Origin of the sequence: Chryseobacterium candidae (assembly GCF_004916905.1) — a bacterium.
GTDB lineage: Bacteria > Bacteroidota > Bacteroidia > Flavobacteriales > Weeksellaceae > Chryseobacterium > Chryseobacterium candidae.
The window spans coordinates 1-25,490 of record NZ_SDLV01000061.1 but is presented as its reverse complement, the minus strand read 5'-3'; the positions used below and the strand labels follow the sequence as shown (position 1 = coordinate 25,490).

Genomic DNA, 25,490 nt, shown 5'->3' with positions numbered 1-25,490 from the left:
CAGTCCTATTGTTAATCTAAACAATTATTTAAAAAGATATAAATCATACTTCATCAAAGGTTTTAATTATTATCTTTAACCTAAATATTCAGAACAACTAACAAAACATCTTTTATACATATAATTTATGAAAATTATTGTCCCTATGGCTGGACGTGGTTCCAGATTACGTCCACATACACTGACAGTTCCAAAACCTCTTATTCCTATTGCAGGAAAACCTATCGTACAGAGATTGGTGGAAGACATTGCTAAAGTTGCAGGAGAAAACATTGAAGAGGTAGCTTTTATCATCGGAGATTTTGGACCTGAGATCGAAAGATCCCTTATTCAGATTGCTGAAAAGCTGGGAGCAAAAGGAAGTATTTATTATCAGAACGATCCTCTTGGGACCGCTCACGCTATCAAATGTGCAGAACAATCTATGCAGGGAGATATCGTTATTGCTTTTGCAGATACTCTTTTCCGCGCAGACTTCCAGTTGGACAAAAATTCTGACGGTGTAATCTGGGTGAAAAGTGTTGAAGATCCATCCGCTTTCGGAGTAGTAAAATTAGATAATTATGGTTTCATTACCGACTTTGTTGAAAAGCCAACTACTTACGTTTCAGATCTTGCCATTATCGGTATTTATTATTTCAACAGCGCTGAAAAGCTAATGGAAGAAATTAATTATATCATGGATAATGATATTAAAAACGGGGGCGAATACCAGTTAACAACAGCTCTTGAAAACCTCAGAGCTAAAGGCGCTAAGTTTACCCTTGGAAAAGTAAATGACTGGATGGATTGCGGTAATAAAAATGCTACCGTAGAAACCAACAGCAAAATTCTTGAATATGAAAGAGAGGCAATGACTCATTTTCCTGCTTCTGCTGTGATTGAAAACTCGCTGATCATTCAGCCTTGCTTTATTGGAGAAAATGTAAAAATATCCAATTCAAAAGTAGGACCTGGTGTTTCATTAGGAAACAATACCATCATTGTCAATTCAAACATTGAAAATTCCCTGATCCAGGAAAATACAAGAATTAATCATGGAAATCTATCCAATTCTATGATCGGTAATTCTGCACAATATTTCGGAGTTTCCAGAGAAATTTCTTTAGGTGACTATTCTGTTTTAGATTTTCTATCTAAATAAGGATATAAAATATTTAACTTAAACAACACATCATCAAACCACACAAAACATTTTGTGTGGTTTGGCGTTAATATTGCAACGTATTTTTTAATTAAAGATAAATACATGAAAAACTGGATCCCATTTCTTTTATTGCTTCTTGCCTTATCATCCTGTAAGACCCGTAATGCTGCCCAAAACAATACTGATCATACACGGGACAGCATTAATACTACCAAAGACAATGGAAATCCAAAAGATGCAAATGAACCGGTAAACGATAAACTTACTTTCTATGAACATGTATTAATTCCGCCAAAATTTGAACAAATCAAAATAGACAGCAAAGTAAGAGTAGAAACAGGAAGTTATGTTCCTACACTGGACGCAACCATCTATATTGAAAATGATAAAAAGGTGTGGATGAATCTTAAAGCATTATTCATCAATGCTGCCAGAGGTATTGCCACTCCGGAAGGTATAAAAGGACAGGATAAAATTAATAAAACCTATATAGATTCCGATTTTGACTATCTTAATAATCTGCTGAATGTTAATTTCATTGATTATAAATCATTGGAAAAAATCTTACTGGGAAGAACTTTTGTAAAAATCAACGACAGACAGTTTGATCTCACTCAAAATGCACAGGGTTTTAAAATGGTTTCCAATAAAAATCAGAAAATCGTAACGGATGAAAAAAACAGAGAATACAAAGTGGCACTCCAATACGACACCAATTACGATTTGTTAGCCGTCAATTTAAAAGATATTCTGTCATCAGATGAACTGGAAGTTTCTTACAGTGACTGGAATGAATACGAAGGAATACGCCTTCCGAAAAATGTTAAAATAATTATAAAAGGCTCAAAATCTAGTCAGATTTTACTGGAAAACACGAAATTTGACTTTTCGAGGATGGAAACACCTTATTCTGTACCATCCAGTTATAAGAAAATTGAGATTAAATGATTAGAAAATTTAGCTTTTTAATAGGTGTTTTGATGTTCGGACTGCACCAGGGACAGCAGACCAAAGAACAGCTGCAGAAGCAGAATGCCGAACTTAAAAAACAAATTGCACAAATAAATACCGATTTAGCTAAAACCAGAAGTGAATCAAAACTTTCCGTAGCCTATCTTTCTAATGTCAACCAAAAATTGGTTTTAAGAGAAAAGGTTTATAATAATACGCAGAAAGAAAAAAGATTCATTGAGGATGATATCTACTTACGTCAGCTGGAAATCAACCGTCAGAATAAAGAACTTGCCGTTTTGAGGAAAAACTATGCTGAAGTTTTGGTGAATGCTTATAAAAACAAAGGAGTACAGAACAAAGTAACTTTTATACTTTCTGCTAAAAATTTAGGAGAAGCTATACGAAGAGTTCAGTATCTGAAACAATACTCAGACTATCAGGATAAAAAAGCAGCTGAAATCACAGATGCTGCCAATCTTATCAAAAAGACCATCGCACAAAAACAAAATTCTGTAAAAGCGAAGGAATCTCTGTTGGTTAACCAACAGAAAGATCTGGCAACCATCAATGCCGAAAGAGCTCAAAAAGAACAATTAGTAGCCGAATTCAAGAAAAATGAATCCAAATTAACAGCCGAACTTAAGCAAAAACAAGTTCAGTCTAAAGCATTGGAAGGACAGATCAGAGCTATTATTGCAGAAGAGATCAGAATTGCCAAAGCAGAAGAAGAAGCCAGAAAAAAGGCGGAAGCAGAAAAAATACGTTTAGCAAAACTGGCTGCTGAAAGAGAAAAAGCAAGAATCGAGGCGGAAGCTAAAGCAAGAGCTGAAGCCCTTGAAAGAGAAAGAAGAATTGCAGAAGCTGAAGCTAAGAAAGCCGCAGACCTTGCAGCAAAAAGAGCGGAAGAAGAAAGAAAACGTAATGAAGAAGCAGCAAAGGCAGAAGCTAACGCAAGAGATGAAGCCAGAAGAGTAGCCGCTAAAAAAGCTTCTGATGAGGCGAATGCAAGAGCTAAAGAAGCTGCCGATAAACTCGTTGCCGCGAGAGCAGCAGAAGCAGCCCTTACAAAAAGAAAAGAAGAAGATAAAAAAGCAGCAGAGACCAAAGCCATGACAAGCTACGGAGTTTCCACCGCTACAGGAAACAGCTTTGCAGACAACAGAGGACGACTCAGTTATCCTGCAGACAGAGCCGGACAAATCACTCACCGTTTCGGAAGACAGCCACACCCGGTTTTCAAAAATATTACAGAAGAAAATAACGGGATCAAAATTTCCGTTCCTTCGGGTACACGCGCAAAATCAGTGTTCCCGGGATCAGTATCTTCAGTTCTCGCCAACAATGACGGAACTAAGACTGTAATCATTAAACACGGAAGTTATTTTACCATTTATTCCAACTTAGGAAACGTAAGTGTTTCCAAAGGACAGCAGGTTTCATCAGGAACTCCGGTAGGTACAATTGCTCAGGATTTTGATGGTGCTTATACACTTGATTTCCAAGTATGGAACGGAAGTACACCAGTTGATCCATTAGGTTGGATTTCATATTAAAAAAAGTGTAACTTTACAAAAATTTTAAGAGATGAATACACTAACAATACTTGCCTTATCTTGGCAGCACATCCTTATCGTAGCAATACTTTTGGTATTACTTTTTGGAGGAAAGAAAATTCCGGAATTAATGAGAGGAGTAGGTTCTGGAATCAAAGAATTTAAAGATGCAGTAAAAGAAGAAGATAAACCAGGTTCTGAAAACAAATCGGCTTCCAACAATAACAATTCTTCCAGCAACTAAAATTCCGTAGAATTAATGAAATTTACTGAGACTGCATGGAAAGTCTTCAATCAAGCTATTGAAGACTATCACGTGTCTGATGACGTTAACACTCTAATTAATAACCCGTTCGAAAAAGATAGTTTGGAACGGATTTTGTATGCAAAGAACTGGATTGATACCGTTCAATGGCATTTGGAAGATATAATTAGAGATGAAAATATTGATCCGGCTGAAGCTCTTCAACTGAAGAGAACGATAGACGCTTCCAATCAGAAAAGAACTGATCTGGTAGAATATATTGACAGCTGGTTTCTTAATAGGTTTGAAAATATAACTCCTAAACCTGAAGCAAAAATAAATACAGAAACTCCCGCTTGGGCAGTAGACAGGCTATCAATTCTTGCATTAAAGGTTTATCATATGTCGTTAGAAGCCAATAGAGAATCCGCTTCTGAAGAACACAGAAACAACTGCCAGGCCAAACTGGATGTTCTGCTTACTCAGAAAGAAGACCTATCAACTTCTATAGATCAGTTGCTTACTGATATTGAAAACGGTAATGTTAAGATGAAAGTGTACAAACAAATGAAAATGTACAATGATGAAAGTCTTAACCCAATCCTTTATCAAAAAGGGCAACAAAAATGAAACGACTATTTTTCTTTGGAGTACTTATCATATTAACATCTTCCTGCGCAACGGAAAAGCTTAATCTTTCTCCGTTGTCAAATAATTTTTATAGTGATGCTAAAGGTTCTGATTCAGACAGAAGCTCAAAGAAGAATTTTAATATCAATATCAAACAGAATGTCAATGCCTCTGAAATTTCAAACATGATCTCTACTTTTCCTAAGTTTAAAAACAACGGATTAAATGATGAGATTACCAGCTTGAAATACAGTCTTCAGAATTATTTATATGCTATTGATGCCAGCAATTCTGCAGGAAAAAGCAGAGCCCTTAAAAGCTTTGAAAAATCATATAAAAAAATTCAAAAGCTAAGGCAAAATCTTGACAGAGACGACGATGAAGTTCTTAACAGATATCTGGTTCGTTTAAAAACCAATATTTCTGTTATTGAAGACACTTTGCCAGGAAGTTAAAACTAATTGAACTATCAATGATTAAAATTCAGGCGGAAGCCAATGTTCCCACAGAGCACGGCACTTTCCGAATGATTGCTTTCTCCGAAAACGAAAACGACTGGATGCCCCACATGGCCATTGTTGCTGAAAATACAGATTTTTCAAAACCGGTCAATGTTCGTTTCCATTCAGAATGTATTACCGGAGAAGTTTTCCATTCAAAAAAATGTGAATGCGGCCAACAATTGGATGCTGCAATGAAATATATCCATGAAAACGGTGGAATTATCATCTACCTTCGCCAGGAAGGAAGGAATATCGGGATCATCAACAAACTGAAGGCATACTCACTACAGGAAAAAGGTCTGGACACTGTACAGGCTAATCTTGAACTGGGACTTCCTGCAGATGACAGAAACTTTGGTATAGCCATTGAAATCCTTAATCTACTGGAGGTAAAAGATATTAACCTTCTCACCAATAATCCTGAAAAGGTAAAGTATGTGGTAGACAGCAATATTCACCTTAATTCAAGAGTCCCGTTACAGATTCCTGCCAATGAAATAAGCAAGGGATACCTGCAAACAAAAAAAGACTTCTTTGGACATCTTCTTGATGACAATGATAACTAAATAAAAGAAAGCCTCAGAGTTACTCTGAGGTTTTTTTATTGATCCTTTTTCCGGCTCATACAGACTCAAAATTACCCTCTGAACATTTTGATACAGATAAGAAAATATACTTACATTAAAAGTTTTTTATTTATATGTGATAAATATCTTCCCTATTTTTAGCAATAAATCAAAAGCCCCGGAAGATATTCTCCCGGGACTTTTTTAATTATAAAAAACTGAAAAGATATTTCTAAATTATTTAGTCTTGATTTTAGACTCGTCGATATTGTAATATTTAATTACACTTTTATAATCGTTGTAATCTACGGCAGTACCTTTCGCCATTTTTGCTCCACCAGTTCCTGTTCCATTTGCAGGAAGAATAAGAACTCTGAATTTTTTATTCTGATAGTATGACGGATTCGCTGTCAAGCTGAATGTATTTGTAGAATTGATATTAATAGTAGCAGCATATTTACTGAAATCAAAAATATAATCTACAGCATCATTATTTCCATTACCCACATAAGATGTATAGGGAAGAAGTTTCCATACAGGAGAATCTCCATCAGTTCCAATCTGCATATAAATAAGCACCATATCGGATTGTACTAATGGCTTGTTAAAATCATCACTCCATCTGTAAAGATTGTCGGTAATTTTAGTAAAATTAGGGCTTATATCAAATGATTGGTTTATTGTATCATAATCTGTTCCTTGTACCACAACATCATCATTGTTATCACAGCTGTATGCAGTAAAACCTACAGCACCAAGGAATAAGAAGAGAAGTATTTTTTTCATTTCTATTAAAGTTTAGTTATTATACATATTGCGTATTCAAATCATATACCAAAAAACTCAAAAACTTTGTTTTCCTCACTTTTTTAATTGTATTTTTGTTCTTATTCAAAAAAGTCATGAAGAAATTATTATATACTTCACTCTTTATTGTCACATTGATAAACCCTAATGTGAAGGCACAATATCAGCCAAAAAATGTTTCCAAGGAAGATGTAAAAAAAGCTCAGCAATGGGTTGATACCACATATAAAAATCTTTCTCAGGATGAAAAACTAGGACAGCTTTTTATTGTGGCATTATATACCAACAGAGGAGAAGACTATATCAGCCAGGTAAGGAACATTGTTACGAATGATAAAATAGGCGGTCTGATTTTAATGCAGGATGATGCAGCAAGGGAAATTAATCTGGTGAATGAATTTCAACGAACCTCTAAAGTTCCTTTAATGATCGGAATGGATGCAGAATGGGGACTCTATCAGAGAATTGCCACGGCTCACAAATTTCCATGGGCAATGACATTAGGTGCTATTCAGGATAAAAAACTGGTGTATCAGATGGCTGCAAAAATTGCACAAGATTGTCACAGAATGGGTATCAACTGGGATTTTGCCCCTGTAGTAGATGTAAATACCAATCCTAATAATCCGATTATAGGGAACAGAAGTTTTGGCTCTGAAGTGAATAATGTAATCAGCTCTGCCCTATCCTATTCTAACGGTCTTCAGGATAACAATATATTAGCTGCTATTAAACACTTCCCGGGACATGGAGATACCAGCACAGATTCTCACCTTGATCTTCCTGTAGTTTCTCACGATATTGAAAGACTTAACACCGTGGAACTGGCTCCATTCAAGGCATTAATGAATAAAGGAATTGGCGGGGTAATGGTTGCTCACTTATATGTTCCAGGCTTAGAATCTGGAAAGGGAATCCCAGCTTCAGTTTCTAAAAATATTATTACAGGATTACTGAAAAATAAATTAGGATATAAAGGTTTAATCATTACAGATGCTCTGAACATGGGCGCTGTAGCGAATAAATACCAACCGGGCGAACTGGATGCTATGGCCTTTAAAGCAGGAAATGATATTATGCTTTTCTCTCAGGGTGTTTCTGAAGGTAAAAAACTGATCCAAAAAGCTATTGATAAAGGAGAAATTCCACAATCCAGAGTGGAAGAAAGTGTGAAAAAGATCTTACTAACAAAATATTTTCTTGGCCTTACCCAATACACTCCTAAGAACCCTGAAAATATCAATAAAGATTTAAATAACGATTCTCACACCCAATTGGTACAGAATCTTTATTCCAATGCCCTGACTTTATTAAAGGATGAAAAGAAATTACTTCCTCTTACAGGAAAACAGATTTATTATGTTCCTCTGGAAGAAGCGCCTTATCAAACTTTTGCCAACCGATTAGGAAACAATGCCATCATTAAAAAAGCTGGCGAAATTAATACGATTCCAGCGGGATCTACAGTTATTGTAGGTTTCCACAAAGACAATTCTACGGCTTATAAACCCTATAAAATATCCGCAGAATCTAAAAAAGTACTTTCCGATCTTACCAAAAATCAAAATGTTATTTTGAATGTATTCGGAAGTGCTTATGCATTAAAGGATATTGATATTTCAAAAGTTTCAACAGTTCTTGTTTCTTATGAAAACAATGACGATTCTATGAATGCAACTGCAGATGCTTTAAACGGAAAAACAAAAATATGGGGAAGACTTCCTGTATTGGTTAATGATCAGCTGAAGCCTGGAATGGGTCTAGATCTAAATGTGACAACCTCAACAAACACCAAATAATACAAAATTAAAACAATAATAATCTAATGAAAATAGGCATACTTTGCTATCCCACCTATGGAGGAAGCGGAATTGTAGCAACAGAATTAGGAATGTCCCTTGCCAATAAAGGGTATGAGGTACATTTCATCAGTTCTGCACTTCCTGCAAGATTAGACATTACCAACCCGAATATTTTCTTTCACAGGGTCAATGTTCAGACCTATCCTCTTTTTCAGTATCAGCCTTATGATATTGCATTAAGTTCGATGATCTACAGGGTTGTCAATCTTTACAAGCTGGATCTTCTACACGCACATTATGCCATTCCGTATGCATATGCCGCTTTTACGGCAAAACAAATGCTTAAGGAGGACAATAATGATATTCCGTTGGTGACTACTTTGCATGGTACAGATATTACCCTTGTAGGTCAGCACCCCAGTTATAAACACGCAGTAGAATTTTCGATCAATCAGTCTGATGCTATTACTTCAGTTTCTGAAAGTCTGAAAAAAGATACCCTTCAGTTTTTCAACATCAAAAAAGAGATTCAGGTGATTACCAACTTTATTGATAATTCTGAATTTGATGACTGTTCTGAGTGCCAGAGAACACAGTTTGCCAATCCTGATGAAAAGATTCTGATCCACGTATCCAACCTTCGCCCTGTAAAACGTGTAGACGAAGTGCTGCAGATCTTTAAAAATGTGGAAAAAAAGGTAAAATCCAAACTGATTATCATTGGTGAAGGCCCTGACATGGAAAAAGTAAATCAGTTTCTGGAGGAAAACCCTGAGCTTATTTCCAAAATACGTCTCTTAGGAAAGGTGAATGATCTTTATAAAATCTTACAGCTTTCGGATGTATTTCTTCTGCCTTCTGAACAGGAAAGTTTTGGTCTTGCGGCTTTGGAAGCCATGGCAGCTTATACGCCGGTCATCAGTTCCAATGCGGGAGGAATTCCTGAGGTAAATATTCAGGGAGAAACCGGATTTCTTGCTGAAATCGGAAATGTGGAAGCCATGAGCAACTACACCATCAAATTGTTAAGTAATGATGAACTTTTAGCCAAAATGAAGCAAAATGCGAAAGATCAGGCGATAAAATTCGATTTGAAAAACATTCTTCCTATCTATGAGAAAATGTATAGAACAACCATAGAAAATTTTAATAAGGAGCTGACGAAAGTATAATATTTCTATTATATTTACGTCATACTTATGACGGAAAAATTACTTCAATATCTTTGGAACTATAAGATTTTCAAATATTTTGACTTCAAGGATATTGAAGGAAATTCCGTTGAGATTATCCATTTCGGAAAATGGAACAAAAATGCAGGCCCTGATTTTCTTGATGCTAAAATCAAAATCAATGGCTTACTTCTCGCAGGAAATATAGAACTGCATGTACGCTCTTCAGACTGGATTTTCCACAATCATTCCCAGGATCCCAATTACCAGAATATCATTCTCCATGTTGTATTCCAGCATGACACAGACATTAATGAACTTAACGGAAAGCAGGTTTCAACGTTAGAGTTGCAAAATTATATCGATAAAAATATTCTTTGGAAATATGAAAAGCTTATAAATGGTGATGAATTTATTGCCTGTGAAAAAATTTTTGATCCGAAAAAAATCCCGTTGAATTTTTATGAAGAAAGTATCCTGAAAAAGCTGGATGAGAAATCTTCAGAACTTGAACAGAGTTTACATCTATATAAAAATAATTTTGAGGCTGTTTTATTTCACAGTTTTGCGTACTCATTTGGTTTAAAAGTAAATGCTTCTATTTTCAGGCAGATTGCAGAAAGTGTAGATTACAGTATTATCAATAAAATCCGTCAGAATCCTCTTCAGCTTGAAGCCCTGCTATTCGGAATTTCAGGATGGCTGGACGCTCCTAAAGACGGTCAGATGAAAATATGGAAAAGAGAATTCGATTTCGTTAAAGCCAAATTTTCCATTTCTGATGTAAAAATTCATCCTAAATTTTTAAGATTAAGACCTCCCAATTTCCCAACCATCCGATTGTCTCAATTAGCAGATCTTTACCAACATCAGAATTTGTTTTCAAAAATTATGGAAGCGAGAAGTGCAGAACAGCTGTACACAATTTTCAAATCTATAAAAGCCTCTGAATATTGGGATTTTCATTTTAATTTCGGAAGTATTTCCAAAGTACAGCCCAAAACATTGAGTAAAGATTTTGCAGATCTTCTCATTTTAAACACGGTAATCCCTTTACAATATGCTTATTACAGATATCATCAGGAAAAAATTGCAGACGACATTATTGAGCTTTACAAAACTGTTGCCGGAGAGAAAAACACCATTATTACAAGCTGGAAAAAACTTGGATTAAAGGTCAGCAATGCAATGGAAAGTCAAAGTCTAATTTATCATTATAAAACCTATTGCGAGCCGAAGAACTGCTTAGCGTGCGCTATCGGATTCAAACTTTTAAAAGGATAACCTTATTTGGGCACTTTTGTCAATCAAAAATCTTTGTCAAAAAAAATCCTTAACTTTGAGTATTAGATTCAAACTTTTAAATAACAATCTGAAAATGCTGAGTAATATCCGTCATAAAATGGAAAGAGAATGGTTTGGTGTTCTGACCAGAATGGGGGCTAAGCTGGGAATTCCTGTTTCTAAATTGAGAATTTTCTTCATCTATTCCACTTTTGCAACAGCTGGTTTTTTCTTTCTGATCTACCTGGGATTGGCATTCACCCTTTGGATTAAAGATATTTTCATCACCAGAAGACCTAGCGTCTTTGATTTATAAAATTATGGAATTTTTACCGATTATTTCCGCGGAAGATCCTGGAGTTCAGGAAATCTATAGTTCTTATAGTTCGACTTTTCCTGTAGACGAACAAAGAGATAAAGATCAGTTTGAAAGCTTATTTTCAAATCCTTATGTGGAATTCATGTCTGTTATCCATGAGTCGGAAGCTATCGGCTACCTCATCCTATGGAAGCTGAGTTCCTTTGTTTTTGTAGAACATTTTGAAGTGTTTGAAGCATTCAGAAGTAAAAAGCTGGGTTCTCATATTATGAATCATTTATCTGAAAGTTATCCAAGTATTATCCTGGAAATTGAACCTGCAGAATTGAGCGAAGATGCATCAAGACGGTATTCCTTTTATCAGAGAAATAATTTTAGCCTGATTGACACCACCCATGTACAACCTAGTTATGGTGAGGGAAAAAAATCTTTAAACTTATGGCTGCTTGCCAACTATACTCCTGAAAATATAGAGGAAGCTAAAAAAGAAATTCATGAAATTATTTATGCTTAAAATATAAAACGCCGGAAAGCTATTCCGGCGTTTTTTTTACTGATATTTATATTAATTTACTTCATACTCCAGTTTGATGGTAATACTGGCTTCTTTTTCTTTGGATGAAGTATTAAAAGTTCCGCCATAGGAATAATCTTCATTGGAGTTGGGTGCTGTAATCTGAATCACACCCATGGTTGCCTTTTTCAGATTTCCCAGACTGCTTCCTGAGTTTTCCGCAATTTTCTCAGCACGTTCCTTTGCATCCTTCGTGGCGCTGGCGATCATTTCCTGTTTCACTGTAGCCAGTTTGGTGTAGAAATAGGCTGGTGAAGAAGAAGTGAATTCAATTCCGCGGTTGATAATTTCGGTAATATTTCTGGATAAGTTTTCAATTTTCCCTACCTCTTTACTTTCAATAGAAACTTTTTGGGTAAGATTGTAACCGGAAAATTCTCCCTGAACATAATTTCCGTTTGAATCATTATAGCTTCTGAACTGTTTCTGAATATCTACCGAAGAAAACACGATCTCCTTCTGTTGTATTCCTTTTGAAAGCAGATAGTCATTGATTACTTTTCTATCCATTGCCAGTTCATCATAGGCCGATTTCAGGTCTACATTATTTTTGGAAAAACTTCCGGACCAGGTGATCAGATCGGATGTAAACTGTTTGGTTCCTAACCCTGTTACGGAGATGGTATTTTCGGATTTATTCCTGTTTTTAATAGCATTTCCTAAAAACCCGAGGCCAATGACAAAACCTAGTGCCGCAATCGCTACTGCAAAAATGTTTTTATTCATAAAATTTGTGAATTTGGATTGTTACCATAAGAGTGTATCAATTTTTATTCCAATATTTTAAGAATTTATTAACATTTAAATTACTTTTGATTTTGTTGTAATCGCTCTATAAAAAGAGGTGCTGTTTCTTCCAGCCTCAGCATAACTCCGGAAAGATTTCTTGCTTTTACGTAGGTTCTTACCTGAGGTTTTGCTAAAAATGAAAACTGAATAAATTCTGAAATTCTGTCACCAGGAATTCCGGCTTTGATAAAATATTCATCGTCTATTCTATCCCGAACCCAGGCGATATGTTCCTGAAGATCATCATATCTGTATTGTCTTTTCTGCCGTCTGGCTTTCCCGCTAATCAGATCATATACGCCCTGAACATTGAGGTTTCCTAAAAGTATGGGTAAAAGAACACTTTTCACTTCTGCCGGCTTTTCCCTCATTTTTCCTACGGGCTGCGGAAGACCAACAGCATCTCTTACCTGCTCTCCTTTATCTACTTTGGCCACTATCCGGGAATCTGTTTCCAGATCTCCGGTGAGTTTTTTTACAATTTTTACTTCACCCACATCTCTGGGAATCTGGCGAAGTGTAATAAACAGAGGTAAATTATTGCCATTGGTAAGAACTCTTCTGGAGACTCTGTTGAAATCTTCTTTTACAAATCTTAATTCATCGTTAGGATTGGCATCAATAGAAAATATACCGTCAGAATCAGAATATACTTTCTTATCAGTAGACATGTTAATCACGATCACTTTACTTAAATTTTCGCCATTGTCATCCACTATCCGCCCCGTTACTTTCTGTTGAGACAAAACAAAAGTACTGCAGAGAAGCAGCAGGAAAAGAAAGATTTTTCTTTGCTTTAATGTTTCAATATTTTCAGTGATATAAGCCAACTTTTAAGGTATATATTATTCTTGAGTTCCTTCCAGTTTATGTGTTTTACTGTATTCCCCGAAGGCAACTTTAAGTTCATATTCAACGACAGTGATACTAAAATCTTTTCGGTATCTTTTCGCCAATGAACGCGTTTTGTCGGCATACAGAAGAAATGCATCAATCTGTTCTTCATCCATTCCGTATTTTTTCAGGAAATTCAGATTCACTTCATTTCTGACTCTTTTGAGAAAATCCTGAGTTTCATTGTAATTCGCTTTGGTAACCTTGGGCTGTGCCAGTTTCTTTACGGCATTAAATACGCCAAACAAATTGACCTGCCCAGCATTGAAATCATGACCGGTAAATGTTTTAGATACGGTATTATCAGGTAAAGGCTGATTTAACGGGCTTCTCATATAGTCTTCCATATCTGATTTTAGAGCCTGAAGTTTTCTGGATTCATTATAGTGCTGATTATCTTTTGCCAGATCTCCGGTAGGCCTGTATTTAATTGTAACCTCTGGAATTTGAATTTCCATTTTCTTCAGCATAATATTGAACGGAGCATTGATCTCTTCTCTGGTCAATTTTTTATCAACACGGTAATATCCTTCTTTTACAAATCTGATCTCATCATTTTCTTTGGCTTCGATTTCAAATTTTCCGGACATATCACTTAGTACACTTCTATTTTCCGAAATATTAACAACAAGCACAGGTGCTAAATCCAGATCATCGCCTGTGATTACATTTCCTGATATTTTTTGTTGTCCCCAGAATTCTGAAGCAATACAAAAAAGCACCAAAAATAAAACTCTTTTGATACATCTTATTTCCATATTATCTTTGAGTTTGTGGAGCACGATAGGATGAAATTCTTGTCAGGACAAAACGCTGAAACCTGTTCAGATCCGCCTCACTGCAGAATCCGTATTTCAGGATTTTTTTCCTTTCGAAGCCACCTGCAAAAACATAATATATAAAATGGTCTATCAGAGGTTTCTCTATTTTAAGATTTGTAAAATAATCATCACCAAGGCTAGCTCTGATATATTTCATTAAATCTACATCATCCCATTTATTTTTAACTTTTCCTATAAAAAAGCCCTCCCCTTTCGGCTGTACAAATTCTCCGGGTTTTGCTGCCAATATTCTGGGATCTGATTTTTGAGCAATATACTGATCCATTTCTTTGATCAGTTTTTCAACCTTTTTCGGTTTATTGTAAAGTTTAGAATCTATTTTAAGGTTTCCGGTAAGCCCTTGTTTTACTTCTACTTCAGGAATCTGAATAGTCTGACGTACAAGACTTATATTCATGGGAGATTGTGTATTTTCCTGAGAAACTATTTTTGTAAGACGCTCATAACCCGCTTTTATAAAACGTAATTCATCTCCCTGCCTTCCGGAAATCATAAAATGGCCATCCCGGTTTGATACTACTATCTCATCGGTTCTTATATTTACTACATTCACATCCTGCATTTCAGTACCGCTTTCGGAAATGATCTTACCAAATATATAATTTTGGGCATGGATGTGGATAAAAAGAATAAAGGATAAGAAAAAGAATAGTTTAAGTTTCACAGGCTATTTTTTATAAAGCAAAGCTAAAATTATTTTTAATGTATTCCATAAGTTTAACCACAGTTAACGTGTTTTAATATTTCTTTTTAATTTTTACCATTTAAACTGTTAAATCGACTGATTAAATTGTTAAAATTTCTTTTAAATTTTAGCTAACTTGCAGTCTCAATTCTCTTTCAACAATGCAAAATTCTTACACAGTCATCAATGCTTCTGCCGGATCCGGGAAAACCTATGCCCTGGTACAAAGGCTTCTGATGATTTGTCTCCGCTATCCTAATCAACAGCAGTCGATCAGGAATATTCTGGCGCTTACTTTCACCAATAAGGCAGCGAATGAGATGAAGGAAAGAATTTTATCATGGCTGGGAAATTTTTCAGCTAAAGATTATGCTGAGAATACAGATCTGAAAAATATCCAGAAAGCATTTGAAGAACAGGGGGTGAAAATTACAATCGACGATCTTCACCAACGTTCTAAAAAACTACTGGACTATGTTCTCCACAATTATTCCACACTGAATATCGGAACGATTGACCGTTTTAACTCAAGACTGGTAAGAAGCTTTTCCTATGAATTGGGACTGGCGAAAAATTTTAATCTTGAAATTGAAGCTGAGCCGTTTCTGATAGAAGCCGTTGATAAAATGCTGGATCAGATTGGTGAAAATGAAACGATCTCGAATTCTTTCATGGATTATGTAGATTACAGTCTTGAAAACAATGAAAGAATCAATCTTAATAAAAATCTTTATGATTCTGCGAAGGAATTTGTAAAGGATATTCATTATGAACATCTGAAAAGCAATAAAAGTTTTGACGATGCCAATTATGAGAATATAAAGAATACACTTCGTAAAGAGATTGTTCTTAATAAAAAGCAATCTGCAGAGCTGGCCGCAAGTTCTATTGAATTATTCAAATCAAGAAATATTGATATTGAAGATTTTGCTCAGGGTAAAAACGGAATCGGGGGCTTCTTTACTAAGGTTATAGATTTTTATCAACAGAAAAGAGCAGGTTTTCCTTTTCCGACGACTCAGGAAGAATCTGTTATCAATAATTACAGGAAGGGAGCTTCTTCAAAGTCGAAACATAAAGAATCTGAGATTTTTGAAATTCTGGATCAGCTTCTGGACAACCGTATGAAACTTATCATTCTGTATATTGAAACCCAAAAGAAAGAGAAAGTTTTGTCTGCTCTTCTTCCTTTAAAGGTAAACAAAGATATTCAGGATGAGCTTCAAAAAATTGAAGAAGAGAACGATCTTGTTCTTCTTTCCAAGTTTAATATTCTGATCAATGAAAATCTTAAAAATGAACCTTCGGCTTTTATTTATGAAAAGGTGGGTGCACAGTTTCAGCATTATTTCTTTGATGAGTTTCAGGACACTTCTGAACTGCAGTGGCAGAATTTTGTACCGCTGAGAGATCACAGTGTTTCTACAGAGAATACTTCATTTACATTGGTAGGCGATCCCAAGCAGAGTATTTACAGATTCCGTGGCGGCGAAAGTAAACTGATGCTGGATATTATCAACAAAAAAGAATTTTCACCCAAGGAAGCTGATCTTCTGGTATTAAAAGATAACTGGAGAAGTGCCAGAAACATTGTACAGTTCAACAATGAGCTGTACCGTTTTCATTCTGAAGGGCTACTTGAAGAGCATCAGAATATTTTCGGGGCAGATGCTGAGCAAAATCCAAAATCCAAAATGGATGGACGTGTAAAGGTAAATCTGATCGAAAATCTCACGAATGAAGAATTTTATACCGATACTTCTGAAAGAATGCAGAAAGATATTCAGGAATGCCTGAATAATGGTTTCAAGTTTTCTGACATAACGATTCTTTGCCGTGGAAATTTTGATATTTTCAGTTATTCTCAAAAACTGGGAAGCTTAAAAGTTAAGTATAAAGGAGAAGAAACCAATATTAAAACGATCTCTGATAAAGGGCTTACGCTGGAACTTTCCAATACGTTAAAGGCTGTTATTGAATTTCTTCGCTGGGAACTCAATCCAAAGAATAAACATTGTCTGATCATGATGATGTATCATCTGAATACATTGGGAAAAATTCATATGCCGGATTTTACTTTAGGAATGAAAGAAATTCTGGATATTGAAGGCCACGAAGAAATAGTAGAGTTTATTCAGCAAAAATATTCACTGCAGCTTAAACAGAACAACTTCCCGAGATTCAATCTTTATAATTTTATAGAATATTACATCAACGAATTTTCTGTTGAAAATAAAGAAACAGACTTTTTACTGAACTTCCTGGAAATGCTTTTCAACTTTACACAGAATGCGGGTGCCAGTACTAAAGAGTTTCTGAAATATTGGGACGAAGAGGCTTCTTCTTATACCATTCAGGCTTCGGAAAATATTGATGCAGTCCAGATCATGACCATCCACAAGTCTAAAGGATTGGAATTCCCGATTGTTTTTATTCCTATGATGAACAAAAACCGGGACAGTGAATTTACCAGCTGGTTTGATACCAACGAAAATGAAGCATTAAAATCGGTCAACATCAATCAATTCAGTAAAAACCTGGAAGCTTATGATGATGAAATTCTGTTTTTCAATACTAAAAATTCTTATAAAAACCTGATTGACAGATTATGTCTTCAGTATGTTGCGACGACAAGACCTGTTGAACAATTGTTTTTTTATCTTCAAAAAGCCAATAAGACTTCTAATAATCTGGAGCTTTTGGAATTCCTTCAAACAAAAAATCCCGAACAGGCTGATGAGTTTGATGTGTATGAAGTACATCCTGAGATGCTGAAGAAATATTCAAAAGAGAAAAGTTCCTCTTTTAAAACCCAGAATATTGAGAATCTTAAGAATATTAATGAAAAAAGTACATCTATCAAGATTGCAACACCTTCAAAAAACTATCAGGTACGAAATGAAAAGGTAAGAATCGGACTTTTTGTTCATGAACTTTTATCGAAGATCAATACCGAAAGAGATATCGTGAAAGTATTGGATGGTTATGCTTTGGAAGGGCAGATTACACTGGAGGAGAAAAATGAGATACAGGTTACGCTGCAGGAAATTGTCAGAACTTATGCAGAATTCTTTGATGAAAAATGGGAAGTAATCAATGAAAAAGACATTATGATCTCTGAAAAAGGAGAAAGCCATATATTCAGACCTGACCGTATTTTAAAGGGTGAAGAAGGGTATATCATTGTTGATTTCAAAACTGGTGAACAAAAAGCCAAGGATGAGGCACAGGTAGAAGGTTATAAAAATATTCTTGAACATCTGGGCAAAAAAGTACTCAAAACCCAGATTATCTATCTATAATTTAAACATTTCCAAAAGGTTACCATCATAATTCTTGTAAAAAAGCTTTCAAAATAAAAAAGGTTTTATTATTTTTATTCAGTACGAATAAAATTATAGTTTTTGATTATATTTTGATTTCAACTAACCAACCATGAGAATATATTTAACCTCCTTTTTACTAAGTCTGATCATAATGTTGTCTTCTACAGTGGTCAATTACAATATTATTGATTGTCTGGATCCGCCTGTTCCATCAGATGGTCATCATTATATGCCTAATGAAAACATTGCAAACTCATTGTTTTTAAGTTTTGTATTGGGAGCAGTAGTTTTTATTTCTGCTGTGAGAATCCAAAGGCAGCCGTATAGGAAATAGCTATGTTATCATGACAAAAAAACCGCTATTCCTGAGGATAACGGTTTTATATTGTGTAGATTTTTTCAATCTTAAGCGGTTGTACCAGGAGTAAATACTCTCTGAGACAATTCCTGATCAAAAAGGTACAATGCCGACGGGTTATCACATACCATTTTGATTTTTGTTACGTATTGAGAAGCACTTGCTTCTTCTTCTACCTGTTCGTTGATAAACCATTGCAGGAATGATGTAGTTGCAAAATCTCCTTCTTCGTTTGCATTTTTTACAATATTGAAGATACTTTTAGTTACAATTTTCTCATGTGCCAATGCTTTCTCAAAAATATCTGTTGCATTTTCGAACTCGTGTGGAGGCTTTGGAATTTCTCCAATGATAATTTCTCCTCCCACATCATTCAAATAATCAAACATTTTATCTGCATGCATCAATTCCTCTTTGCTCTGTACTCTGAAATAGTTGGCAATTCCATCCAGGTCTTTTCCAGAAAACCATGCAGACATTGAAAGATAATATTGAGCGGCGTATTGTTCGTGGGCGATTTGTTCGTTAATTAATTTTGCAATTTTTTCGCTAACCATAAGTATTAAATTTATAGTCAAAAATAGGGAATAAAAGCCCGAAATCAAAAGTTTTAAAGAAAATTAATAGAAAAAGGATGGAAAACCATCCATCCTTAACACATTAAAAAACTAAAATTACAAACTGTTATTTTACTTCAGCAGTTCCCGTATTCATAGGCTTTTTCATCATTTTTCTTTCTTTCATAGCCATTTTCATTTTCTCTGCTTTAGCTTTTCTGTCAGCCTGCCATTTATCATATTGATCAGGAGTAAGGACTTTTTTCATATCAGCATCCATTTGTGCTCTTTTGGCGTGCATTTCCTGCATTTTAGCCTGTCTGTCTGCCTTATGCTTGTCAAACTCTGCCATCATTTCAGCTTTTCTTTTGTCCTGAAGAGCCTTTATCTGAGCTACCTGAGAAGGGTTAAGATTAAGGTCTTTTTGCATCTGATCCAAACGTTCCTGTTGTTTCTGTTCCATTTTCTGCTTCATTTCAACAGCTCTTGCCTGTCTGTCTTGTGGAGTTGTAGTCTGTTGTGCCATTGCAAAACCTCCCATTCCGATAAATGCTATTGCTAAAACTAATTTTTTCATCTTTTTAAAATTTAATTAATTGTTATTTTGTTATTATACCTTTTTGATTATGAATAAAATCATAAGTTAAATTGCTATATTCATAAATAATGTTAAATTTTAATAAAAACAAAACAATAAAACAACAAAAAAAAGGACAGATTATAAAAACCTGCCCTTCACACCACTTAAATATAATATATGAAAATTAATTCCTTACTAAACTGCCTCTAAAACCTCCACCGCTATTGCCACGGTTTTCTTGTCTTGGTGCAGCATTTTCAGACTTCTGTCTGAAACCTCCATTATTTCCTCTGAATCCGCCATTATCTTCTCGTTTGGGAGCTTCTCTTCTTACATCACTATTTCCTCTAAAGCCACCTCCATTATTATTTCTGAAGCCTCCGTTATCTGTATTTCCTCTGAAACCGCCTCCATTGCTATTTCTGAAACCACCGTTATTATCATTTCTGAAACCGGAGTTATTGTTATTTCCGTTATTTCCGCGGAACCCTCCCGAATTCCCGTTGCTTCCCGTGTTTTTGAAACCATTATCCGGTCTGCTGTCTCTTCTGATAATATCAAATGTAGGATTATTCATTCTGCGGAATCTTGATCTGTCTACCCTGTAAATATTGATATTGATATTTCTATATCTAGGCATTACCGTATATCTAGGCACATAATAGGTTCTTCTGTAATTCTGGAAATAGACTATTGGGCTGGAGCCCCTGTAATAATTATTCTGGAAAACCACAAATACTCGTGGTCCTAAGATTCTTTCAAGTGCATAAAATCTGTCATAATACCATCTGTCCGGATTATATCTGTAGAAATTATTCCATGCTGTAAAGCTTGCATACAGGTTATTCAATCTCATAATCTGATCTACCTGCCATCTGCTTAATCTGTTTTGTATGAAAAACCCGTTCCAGTCGATATTAATAATACTTCCTCTGTAGTCATTATAATAGCTTTGGTAATAATTACTTGGATAATAGTCCTGCGGATAATTGTAATAATAATCGTCAGGGAAATAATTTCTATCATCTTCGTCACTATAATAGCCTCCTTCATTCTGATAATAACCGTCATCATCCCAACCATTATTCGGATACTGCTGAGCCGAGGTCAAAACGCCTAACCCAAAAGCTAATCCCAAAAATATTTTTTTCATCTCTATAGTCGTTAATTGGTTAATATATAGCCGAATATCTTAATTCTATCCTTTTGATACAAATAAAAAAAAGAAGTTAAATCATAAGATTAAACTTCTTTTAAAATATCCTTAACCAACTGATAGTCAATTGTTAATTTTATACTCTCCCACTATCTTTTATCCAATGGGCAATTTTTTGGTTGAAAGATTTTCTTTCTTTCAGATCTTCAAGCTTTATATGCATTCTGTAACGCCAATAATGTGGAAAAACTGCGGGGTTGTTGATTCTTTCATTATCGATTTTCTTATTGGTAAGCTCTTCATCTGTCGCCAGAAACTCCTGAATCGGGAAAATAGCAAGCATCGCCTCATTATACAGATGCTGTTTCATGATAATCTCTGCAAGATGAGGAGTAAGATCTTCCGGAGCTTTTCCGTATTGTATCAATTGTTGATTGTAATATTTCTGTGTCAATACAGGATCTTCTTTCCACCATTGTCTTAATGTTGAACTGTCGTGGGAAGAAGCTGTCACTACATTCATATAGCTTGCATTCTTAGGATTATAGAACGGAATATTTTCAGAAGGCATTCTCTGTACTTTAAGTGCAATAATAGCCAATTCATTCATCACAACGGGCACACACGCAGGAACCATTCCCAGATCTTCACCACAAATCAGCATTTTGGTAGCATTCAGGATAACCGGAAGTTTCTCCATGGCTTTTTCCAACCATAAATGATCCTGTCTTCTGAAGAAGTAGTCATGATAGAGGTCATAAATACTCTTCTGTTCCGATTCCGGAAGGTATTGATAAGATTCTGTATTGTATACATTAAATCTCGGATGATAAACCGTTTTCCCATTTCTTTCTTCTGTTAAAAACAAAACGTTGGCACAAAGGGAAACCAATTTTTCTTCAAGAGAGCCATATGATTTTTTCTTAAAGAAGTTAACGAGTTTTCTCTGGGTATCAAATTCTTCTTTGAAAGTATACGTACCATCTTCATTACGGTTCATCAACTCAAGAGCTTTTCCGCTTTCTTCTCCGAAATAATCCCATAAGATCTTATTATTGATAAAAGGCTTACAATACCTGTCAACATTGAACGGAATCTGCCACGCTTTAAATTCCTCCTCAACAATAGGAACAGCCGGATAAAAGTATCCTAAAATTCCCTGTACGGCAGAAACCGGCATTCTCCATATTCTGAAGAAACCTAAAATATGATCAATTCTCATGGCATCAAAATACTGTTCCAATGCTTTGAACCTGTTTTTCCACCATTTGTAATCGTCTGCTTTCATAGCTTCCCAATTATAAGTTGGGAACTCCCAGTTTTGTCCAAGTTCTGTAAACTGGTCAGGCGGTGCACCAGCCTGGAAATCCATACCGAATAATTCAGGTTCTGTCCAGGCTTCTACAGAATATCTGTAAATTCCAATAGGAAGATCTCCCTTCAACGAAACTCCCAGGTTATGAGTATAATCAACAGCATCTTTAAGCTGTACATGCAATTGGTATTGTACCCAGGCATGGAGCATTGAGGTATCATAATCTTTATTTTTCGTTGTAAAAAACTGTGAGATCTTTCCGGCAATATATTTCTTATGGGTCTTCCAGTCGTTGAAGTTAGGTGTTTTGTATTTATCTCTCAAAACACAGAACGCGGAATAAGGAACAAGCCAGTATTCATTATCCTTGATGAATTTTCTAAAATTTCGGTCTTTATAAATTTTATCTTTCTCCTTGTTGAAAACAGCTGTCAAATATTTCCACTTGCCTTCAATCATACTTTCATAATCGATGAGATCCAAAGAATTTAATTTCTCTTTTTCAGACAGATACTCATCAACTAATTCCTTCGGTAAAGAGTAGTCAAGGTTTTCTAAAGAAATATATTGTGGATGTAAAGCATAAACAGACACTGCGGCATATGGGTAAGAATCCGTCCATGAGTAATTAGCGGTTGTATCATTGATCGGGAGAATCTGAATAATTCCCAAATTGGTTTCTTTTGTCCAATCTGCCAGTTTTTTAATATCTGTAAATTCTCCCACTCCAAATCCGTTTTCGCTTCTCAAAGAGAATACAGGAATTGCCACACCGGCATCATGATACATCTGATAACCTTTAAATCTGAAATAATGATTGGAAACCACCTGCAAAACGTCAGATAATTGATTAGCTACCGTAAATCTGTTTTCCCCGGTTTCTACATCTATTACTCTATTTTCTTTCGTATCGTAAATACAATATTTAAATTGGATAAATTCATTCTCCGGGATTTCAACAGAAGCTTCCCACATTCCAAAATCCGTCTGATTCAGATGAACAACTTTGTCATAGTTCCAGTTTCCTAAGGATGCTGTATTTCCAAAAAGAACAATCCTCCAATCCGGATTATAAATTGGAGCTTCAATTCTGAAAAGGTGGGTATGTTTTTTTAAAACCGTAACTTTTTCAGGAATAAAATCGTGCAGCTTATTGTAAAGGATTTTGTTATTTAAATAATTTTCAGGAAAGTTTTTGTTATTCCATTCATCAAAAATGATAAACTCCTTGTAATTATGTGGAAAACTCAAATGATGACCTACAAATTCTTCTCTTACTACATTTCCTTTTTCATTCACTACGCGATAATGATAGGAAATAAATTTTGAAAAATAATCTACCTCGCATTTCCATAACCCATTATCCGCATAAAACATAGTATGGACATGTAAGGTATTCTCCTCTTCACCAAATACCAGTTGTAAATTTTCTCCAGCATTTACAATATATCCTACATTAAAGTATAGTTTCATCTATATTTTTTTTATAAAAGTACATTATAATATCGAAAAATAAAACTTATTGAATATCAAATAATCATTAAAAGACCTTTTCAAAATGTTTGAAAAGGTCTTTATATCTTGAATTATAATTTTAATTATTTTGTTATAAGAATCTTCTTATTGAATATTGCTTTTCCTGATTCATCAGCAATATTTACAATATACGCTCCGGTTACCAATCCTTTAAGGTATACTTTTTCATCCGATGAGCCATCTTTCACAGATAAATTCTGAGTCATTACATTTTGACCTGCCATATCAAATATATTCAATTTAATGATGCCTTTTATATTCTTATTAACATGAACGTTGATATAGTGTTCATCAACTCTTGTTGGATAGATATCAAGATTAGAAGCAAGAGTATTTAGTGCTGAGGATTTATCATTAGCAAAATATTTACTTGCCAAATCGTAAATATGAAGTCCCTGTTCTCCCGGAAGCTGTTTAGCCTGCAAAGTTGTCAGATCTACCTCATATAAAGCACCTCCTTTAGCACTTGCTATTATCACTTTTCCCTGGGCATTTACTGCTGAACCATTTACTGAATAGTTATCAGGAATACCTGTAATTTTACCTATAAATTTAGCATTCAAATCCTTTGTCGCAATTTTAAAAACATTCCCTGAAGCAGCAAATACATAGAAATTATTATCTGTATCAGCAATCATATCACCACCAAAACCAGTCTCCATAGCTGTAAAAGAATTTCTTCCGTTAGAAGGATCATCTTTAATAATTCCAAGATCATTTACGGTGTATTGCCCGGCTTTTTTGCTGATTTCCAAAAACTGTGTTCCCGCATTATTTACAGCATAAATATTACCGTTATATCCGGTTGTCATTCTGGTAATATGAGATTTAATATCACAGCTTGAAATTTTTGCCACATTATTCTCAACCAATCTAATCTCCTTAGTCTGAGGATTTAAAATATAAACATTTGATGAAAACATAGGCATGTACACCAGATTATTATTCGAAGAGTCGTAAGCAAGTGCCGCCATAGTGATTGATTGAGAGTTATCATAAGAACTTCTATCTTCAGCTACAATGCCTTTTCTAGTCTGTGAAAACACCTTAACTGATGAATCAGCTGTGAAAATTTTCTCCCCGGAAATTCCGTTAGCAGCATCAATTGTTCGGAAATCATTAAAAGTAATACTTTGAGTATCTTTTCCTGTAATCGCAAAGAAATCCTGTTGTGCATGTGCATCCACACCTAATAACAGCAAAAATAAAGGGAATAAATGTTTTTTCATACTATTTAATTTAGATTCATAATGTATTTGATCTTACTAAATTACACAATTTTGAATTACCAAAAAATAAAAAATCTCTAGTAATTGAATAAAACAGATCATAAATTAAAAGATATGGTCATAAAGACCTTTAGCTACTCATCTATTTGTGTTGATTTGCATCTACAGACATCTAAAAATTTCAGGAGCTGTTTCCCGCTATCCATTCATACTCCTCTCGCCTGTGCTTTCCCACACTCAAACCCAGCAACTCTCCAACACAAGCTGTGGGGTAACCATTTCTATCGGGGCTAGGATGATGAGTGAACCATCAATGATAAGTTATTAATGATGTGACAAGGTCAGGGTACAGGTTCCGTGGTTATCTTTTCCAATGGCGTCTTTCTTTTTATTTGGCCTGCTTCTTTCCTACTGTGTCATTCCGCAGGAATCCAGCCAACTTTATTAGAGTCTTTAAAGGATTTAAAAGGTAAAAGTAATACTTGAGTTATGTGCTAATACTTTGTTCAGACTCCTGCGGAGTGACAACTGGAGTGTATGCTGTCCATCATAAGGACGAGTGATTAATGATAGTTGATAATGGATAAGTGATAAGTAAGTGATCGTTGATGATTGATGGTTTATGAATAATCGATGTATTGTTTATCCTCTATTACTCATTACCCATT

At 35.1% G+C, this 25,490-nt stretch carries 24 protein-coding genes; 14 read left to right on the top strand and 10 right to left on the bottom strand.

Annotated elements, in window-relative coordinates:
* Nucleotides 1–127: 127 nt before the first annotated feature.
* From EK417_RS20585 to ribA, 7 genes are all read left to right on the top strand, one after another.
* Complete coding sequence (locus tag EK417_RS20585) at nt 128–1,144, top strand: sugar phosphate nucleotidyltransferase (protein WP_136523215.1); 1,017 nt, start codon at nt 128–130, stop codon at nt 1,142–1,144.
* 105 nt (nt 1,145–1,249) lie between these two features.
* Nucleotides 1,250–2,095, top strand: a complete 846-nt coding sequence (lolB1, locus tag EK417_RS20580; protein WP_136523214.1) for a lipoprotein insertase outer membrane protein LolB1 — start codon at nt 1,250–1,252, stop codon at nt 2,093–2,095.
* Nucleotides 2,092–3,654 carry a murein hydrolase activator EnvC family protein gene (locus EK417_RS20575; RefSeq protein ID WP_076596909.1) on the top strand — a complete coding sequence of 521 codons (1,563 nt, stop codon included), beginning with the start codon at nt 2,092–2,094 and terminating at the stop codon, nt 3,652–3,654. The genes lolB1 and EK417_RS20575 overlap by 4 nt, the downstream gene beginning before the upstream one ends.
* 31 nt (nt 3,655–3,685) lie before the next feature.
* Complete coding sequence (locus tag EK417_RS20570) at nt 3,686–3,898, top strand: twin-arginine translocase TatA/TatE family subunit (protein ID WP_076596910.1); 213 nt, start codon at nt 3,686–3,688, stop codon at nt 3,896–3,898.
* Between the two features lie 15 nt (nt 3,899–3,913).
* Nucleotides 3,914–4,528 carry a DUF4254 domain-containing protein gene (locus EK417_RS20565; RefSeq protein WP_076596911.1) on the top strand — a complete coding sequence of 205 codons (615 nt, stop codon included), beginning with the start codon at nt 3,914–3,916 and terminating at the stop codon, nt 4,526–4,528.
* The gene (locus EK417_RS20560; protein ID WP_079240316.1) at nt 4,525–4,983 is read left to right on the top strand and encodes a hypothetical protein; all 459 of its coding nucleotides are present in this window, start codon (nt 4,525–4,527) and stop codon (nt 4,981–4,983) included. Before EK417_RS20565 ends, EK417_RS20560 begins: the two co-directional genes overlap by 4 nt.
* A gap of 17 nt (nt 4,984–5,000) precedes the next feature.
* A complete protein-coding gene (ribA, locus tag EK417_RS20555) occupies nt 5,001–5,597 on the top strand; it encodes a GTP cyclohydrolase II (protein ID WP_076596913.1) in 597 nt (198 codons plus the stop codon).
* 237 nt (nt 5,598–5,834) lie between these two features.
* Here the strand turns inward: ribA and EK417_RS20550 are convergent, their stop codons facing one another.
* Entirely contained in the window at nt 5,835–6,383 is a 549-nt protein-coding gene (locus tag EK417_RS20550; RefSeq protein ID WP_110368037.1) for a hypothetical protein, read from the bottom strand.
* Between the two features lie 116 nt (nt 6,384–6,499).
* Here EK417_RS20550 and EK417_RS20545 point away from each other — a divergent pair, with 116 nt between their 5' ends.
* The 5 genes from EK417_RS20545 to EK417_RS20525 all read left to right on the top strand — a co-directional run bounded on the left by EK417_RS20545 (nt 6,500) and on the right by EK417_RS20525 (nt 11,495).
* On the top strand, nt 6,500–8,203 hold the full coding sequence (locus EK417_RS20545) for a glycoside hydrolase family 3 protein (RefSeq protein WP_136523213.1): 1,704 nt from the start codon (nt 6,500–6,502) through the stop codon (nt 8,201–8,203).
* Nucleotides 8,204–8,229: 26 nt separating this feature from the next.
* Nucleotides 8,230–9,378 (top strand): N-acetyl-alpha-D-glucosaminyl L-malate synthase BshA, encoded by a 1,149-nt coding sequence (bshA, locus tag EK417_RS20540; protein WP_076596916.1) that lies wholly within the window; start codon nt 8,230–8,232, stop codon nt 9,376–9,378.
* 27 nt (nt 9,379–9,405) lie between these two features.
* The gene (locus EK417_RS20535) at nt 9,406–10,662 is read left to right on the top strand and encodes a DUF2851 family protein (RefSeq protein WP_136523212.1); all 1,257 of its coding nucleotides are present in this window, start codon (nt 9,406–9,408) and stop codon (nt 10,660–10,662) included.
* Nucleotides 10,663–10,756: 94 nt separating this feature from the next.
* Nucleotides 10,757–10,978 carry a PspC family transcriptional regulator gene (locus tag EK417_RS20530; protein ID WP_027373948.1) on the top strand — a complete coding sequence of 74 codons (222 nt, stop codon included), beginning with the start codon at nt 10,757–10,759 and terminating at the stop codon, nt 10,976–10,978.
* Between the two features lie 4 nt (nt 10,979–10,982).
* Nucleotides 10,983–11,495 (top strand): GNAT family N-acetyltransferase, encoded by a 513-nt coding sequence (locus EK417_RS20525; RefSeq protein ID WP_110368090.1) that lies wholly within the window; start codon nt 10,983–10,985, stop codon nt 11,493–11,495.
* Nucleotides 11,496–11,546: 51 nt separating this feature from the next.
* Here EK417_RS20525 and EK417_RS20520 read toward each other — a convergent pair whose 3' ends face one another.
* The 4 genes from EK417_RS20520 to EK417_RS20505 form a co-directional block, all read right to left on the bottom strand.
* Nucleotides 11,547–12,281, bottom strand: a complete 735-nt coding sequence (locus EK417_RS20520; protein ID WP_076596918.1) for an SIMPL domain-containing protein — start codon at nt 12,279–12,281, stop codon at nt 11,547–11,549.
* Nucleotides 12,282–12,361: 80 nt separating this feature from the next.
* The gene (locus EK417_RS20515) at nt 12,362–13,174 is read right to left on the bottom strand and encodes a carboxypeptidase-like regulatory domain-containing protein (protein WP_228402598.1); all 813 of its coding nucleotides are present in this window, start codon (nt 13,172–13,174) and stop codon (nt 12,362–12,364) included.
* A gap of 15 nt (nt 13,175–13,189) precedes the next feature.
* Nucleotides 13,190–13,996 carry a carboxypeptidase-like regulatory domain-containing protein gene (locus EK417_RS20510; protein ID WP_136523211.1) on the bottom strand — a complete coding sequence of 269 codons (807 nt, stop codon included), beginning with the start codon at nt 13,994–13,996 and terminating at the stop codon, nt 13,190–13,192.
* Between the two features lies 1 nt (nt 13,997).
* The gene (locus EK417_RS20505) at nt 13,998–14,744 is read right to left on the bottom strand and encodes a hypothetical protein (protein ID WP_076596920.1); all 747 of its coding nucleotides are present in this window, start codon (nt 14,742–14,744) and stop codon (nt 13,998–14,000) included.
* A 182-nt stretch (nt 14,745–14,926) separates the two neighbouring features.
* Between EK417_RS20505 and EK417_RS20500 the strand changes: the two genes are divergently transcribed.
* Nucleotides 14,927–18,067: a UvrD-helicase domain-containing protein gene (locus tag EK417_RS20500; protein ID WP_136523210.1), complete on the top strand. Its 3,141-nt coding sequence runs from the start codon at nt 14,927–14,929 to the stop codon at nt 18,065–18,067.
* 133 nt (nt 18,068–18,200) lie between these two features.
* Complete coding sequence (locus EK417_RS20495; RefSeq protein WP_136523209.1) at nt 18,201–18,425, top strand: hypothetical protein; 225 nt, start codon at nt 18,201–18,203, stop codon at nt 18,423–18,425.
* A gap of 71 nt (nt 18,426–18,496) precedes the next feature.
* Here EK417_RS20495 and EK417_RS20490 read toward each other — a convergent pair whose 3' ends face one another.
* From EK417_RS20490 to EK417_RS20470, 5 genes are all read right to left on the bottom strand, one after another.
* Nucleotides 18,497–19,006: a ferritin gene (locus EK417_RS20490; RefSeq protein WP_110368030.1), complete on the bottom strand. Its 510-nt coding sequence runs from the start codon at nt 19,004–19,006 to the stop codon at nt 18,497–18,499.
* A 127-nt stretch (nt 19,007–19,133) separates the two neighbouring features.
* Nucleotides 19,134–19,583, bottom strand: a complete 450-nt coding sequence (locus tag EK417_RS20485) for a DUF4890 domain-containing protein (protein ID WP_076596924.1) — start codon at nt 19,581–19,583, stop codon at nt 19,134–19,136.
* Nucleotides 19,584–19,770: 187 nt separating this feature from the next.
* A complete protein-coding gene (locus EK417_RS20480; protein ID WP_136523208.1) occupies nt 19,771–20,739 on the bottom strand; it encodes a hypothetical protein in 969 nt (322 codons plus the stop codon).
* 139 nt (nt 20,740–20,878) lie between these two features.
* Nucleotides 20,879–23,530: a 4-alpha-glucanotransferase gene (locus EK417_RS20475; protein ID WP_136523207.1), complete on the bottom strand. Its 2,652-nt coding sequence runs from the start codon at nt 23,528–23,530 to the stop codon at nt 20,879–20,881.
* Between the two features lie 125 nt (nt 23,531–23,655).
* Complete coding sequence (locus EK417_RS20470) at nt 23,656–24,822, bottom strand: T9SS type A sorting domain-containing protein (protein ID WP_136523206.1); 1,167 nt, start codon at nt 24,820–24,822, stop codon at nt 23,656–23,658.
* Nucleotides 24,823–25,490: the final 668 nt, after the last annotated feature.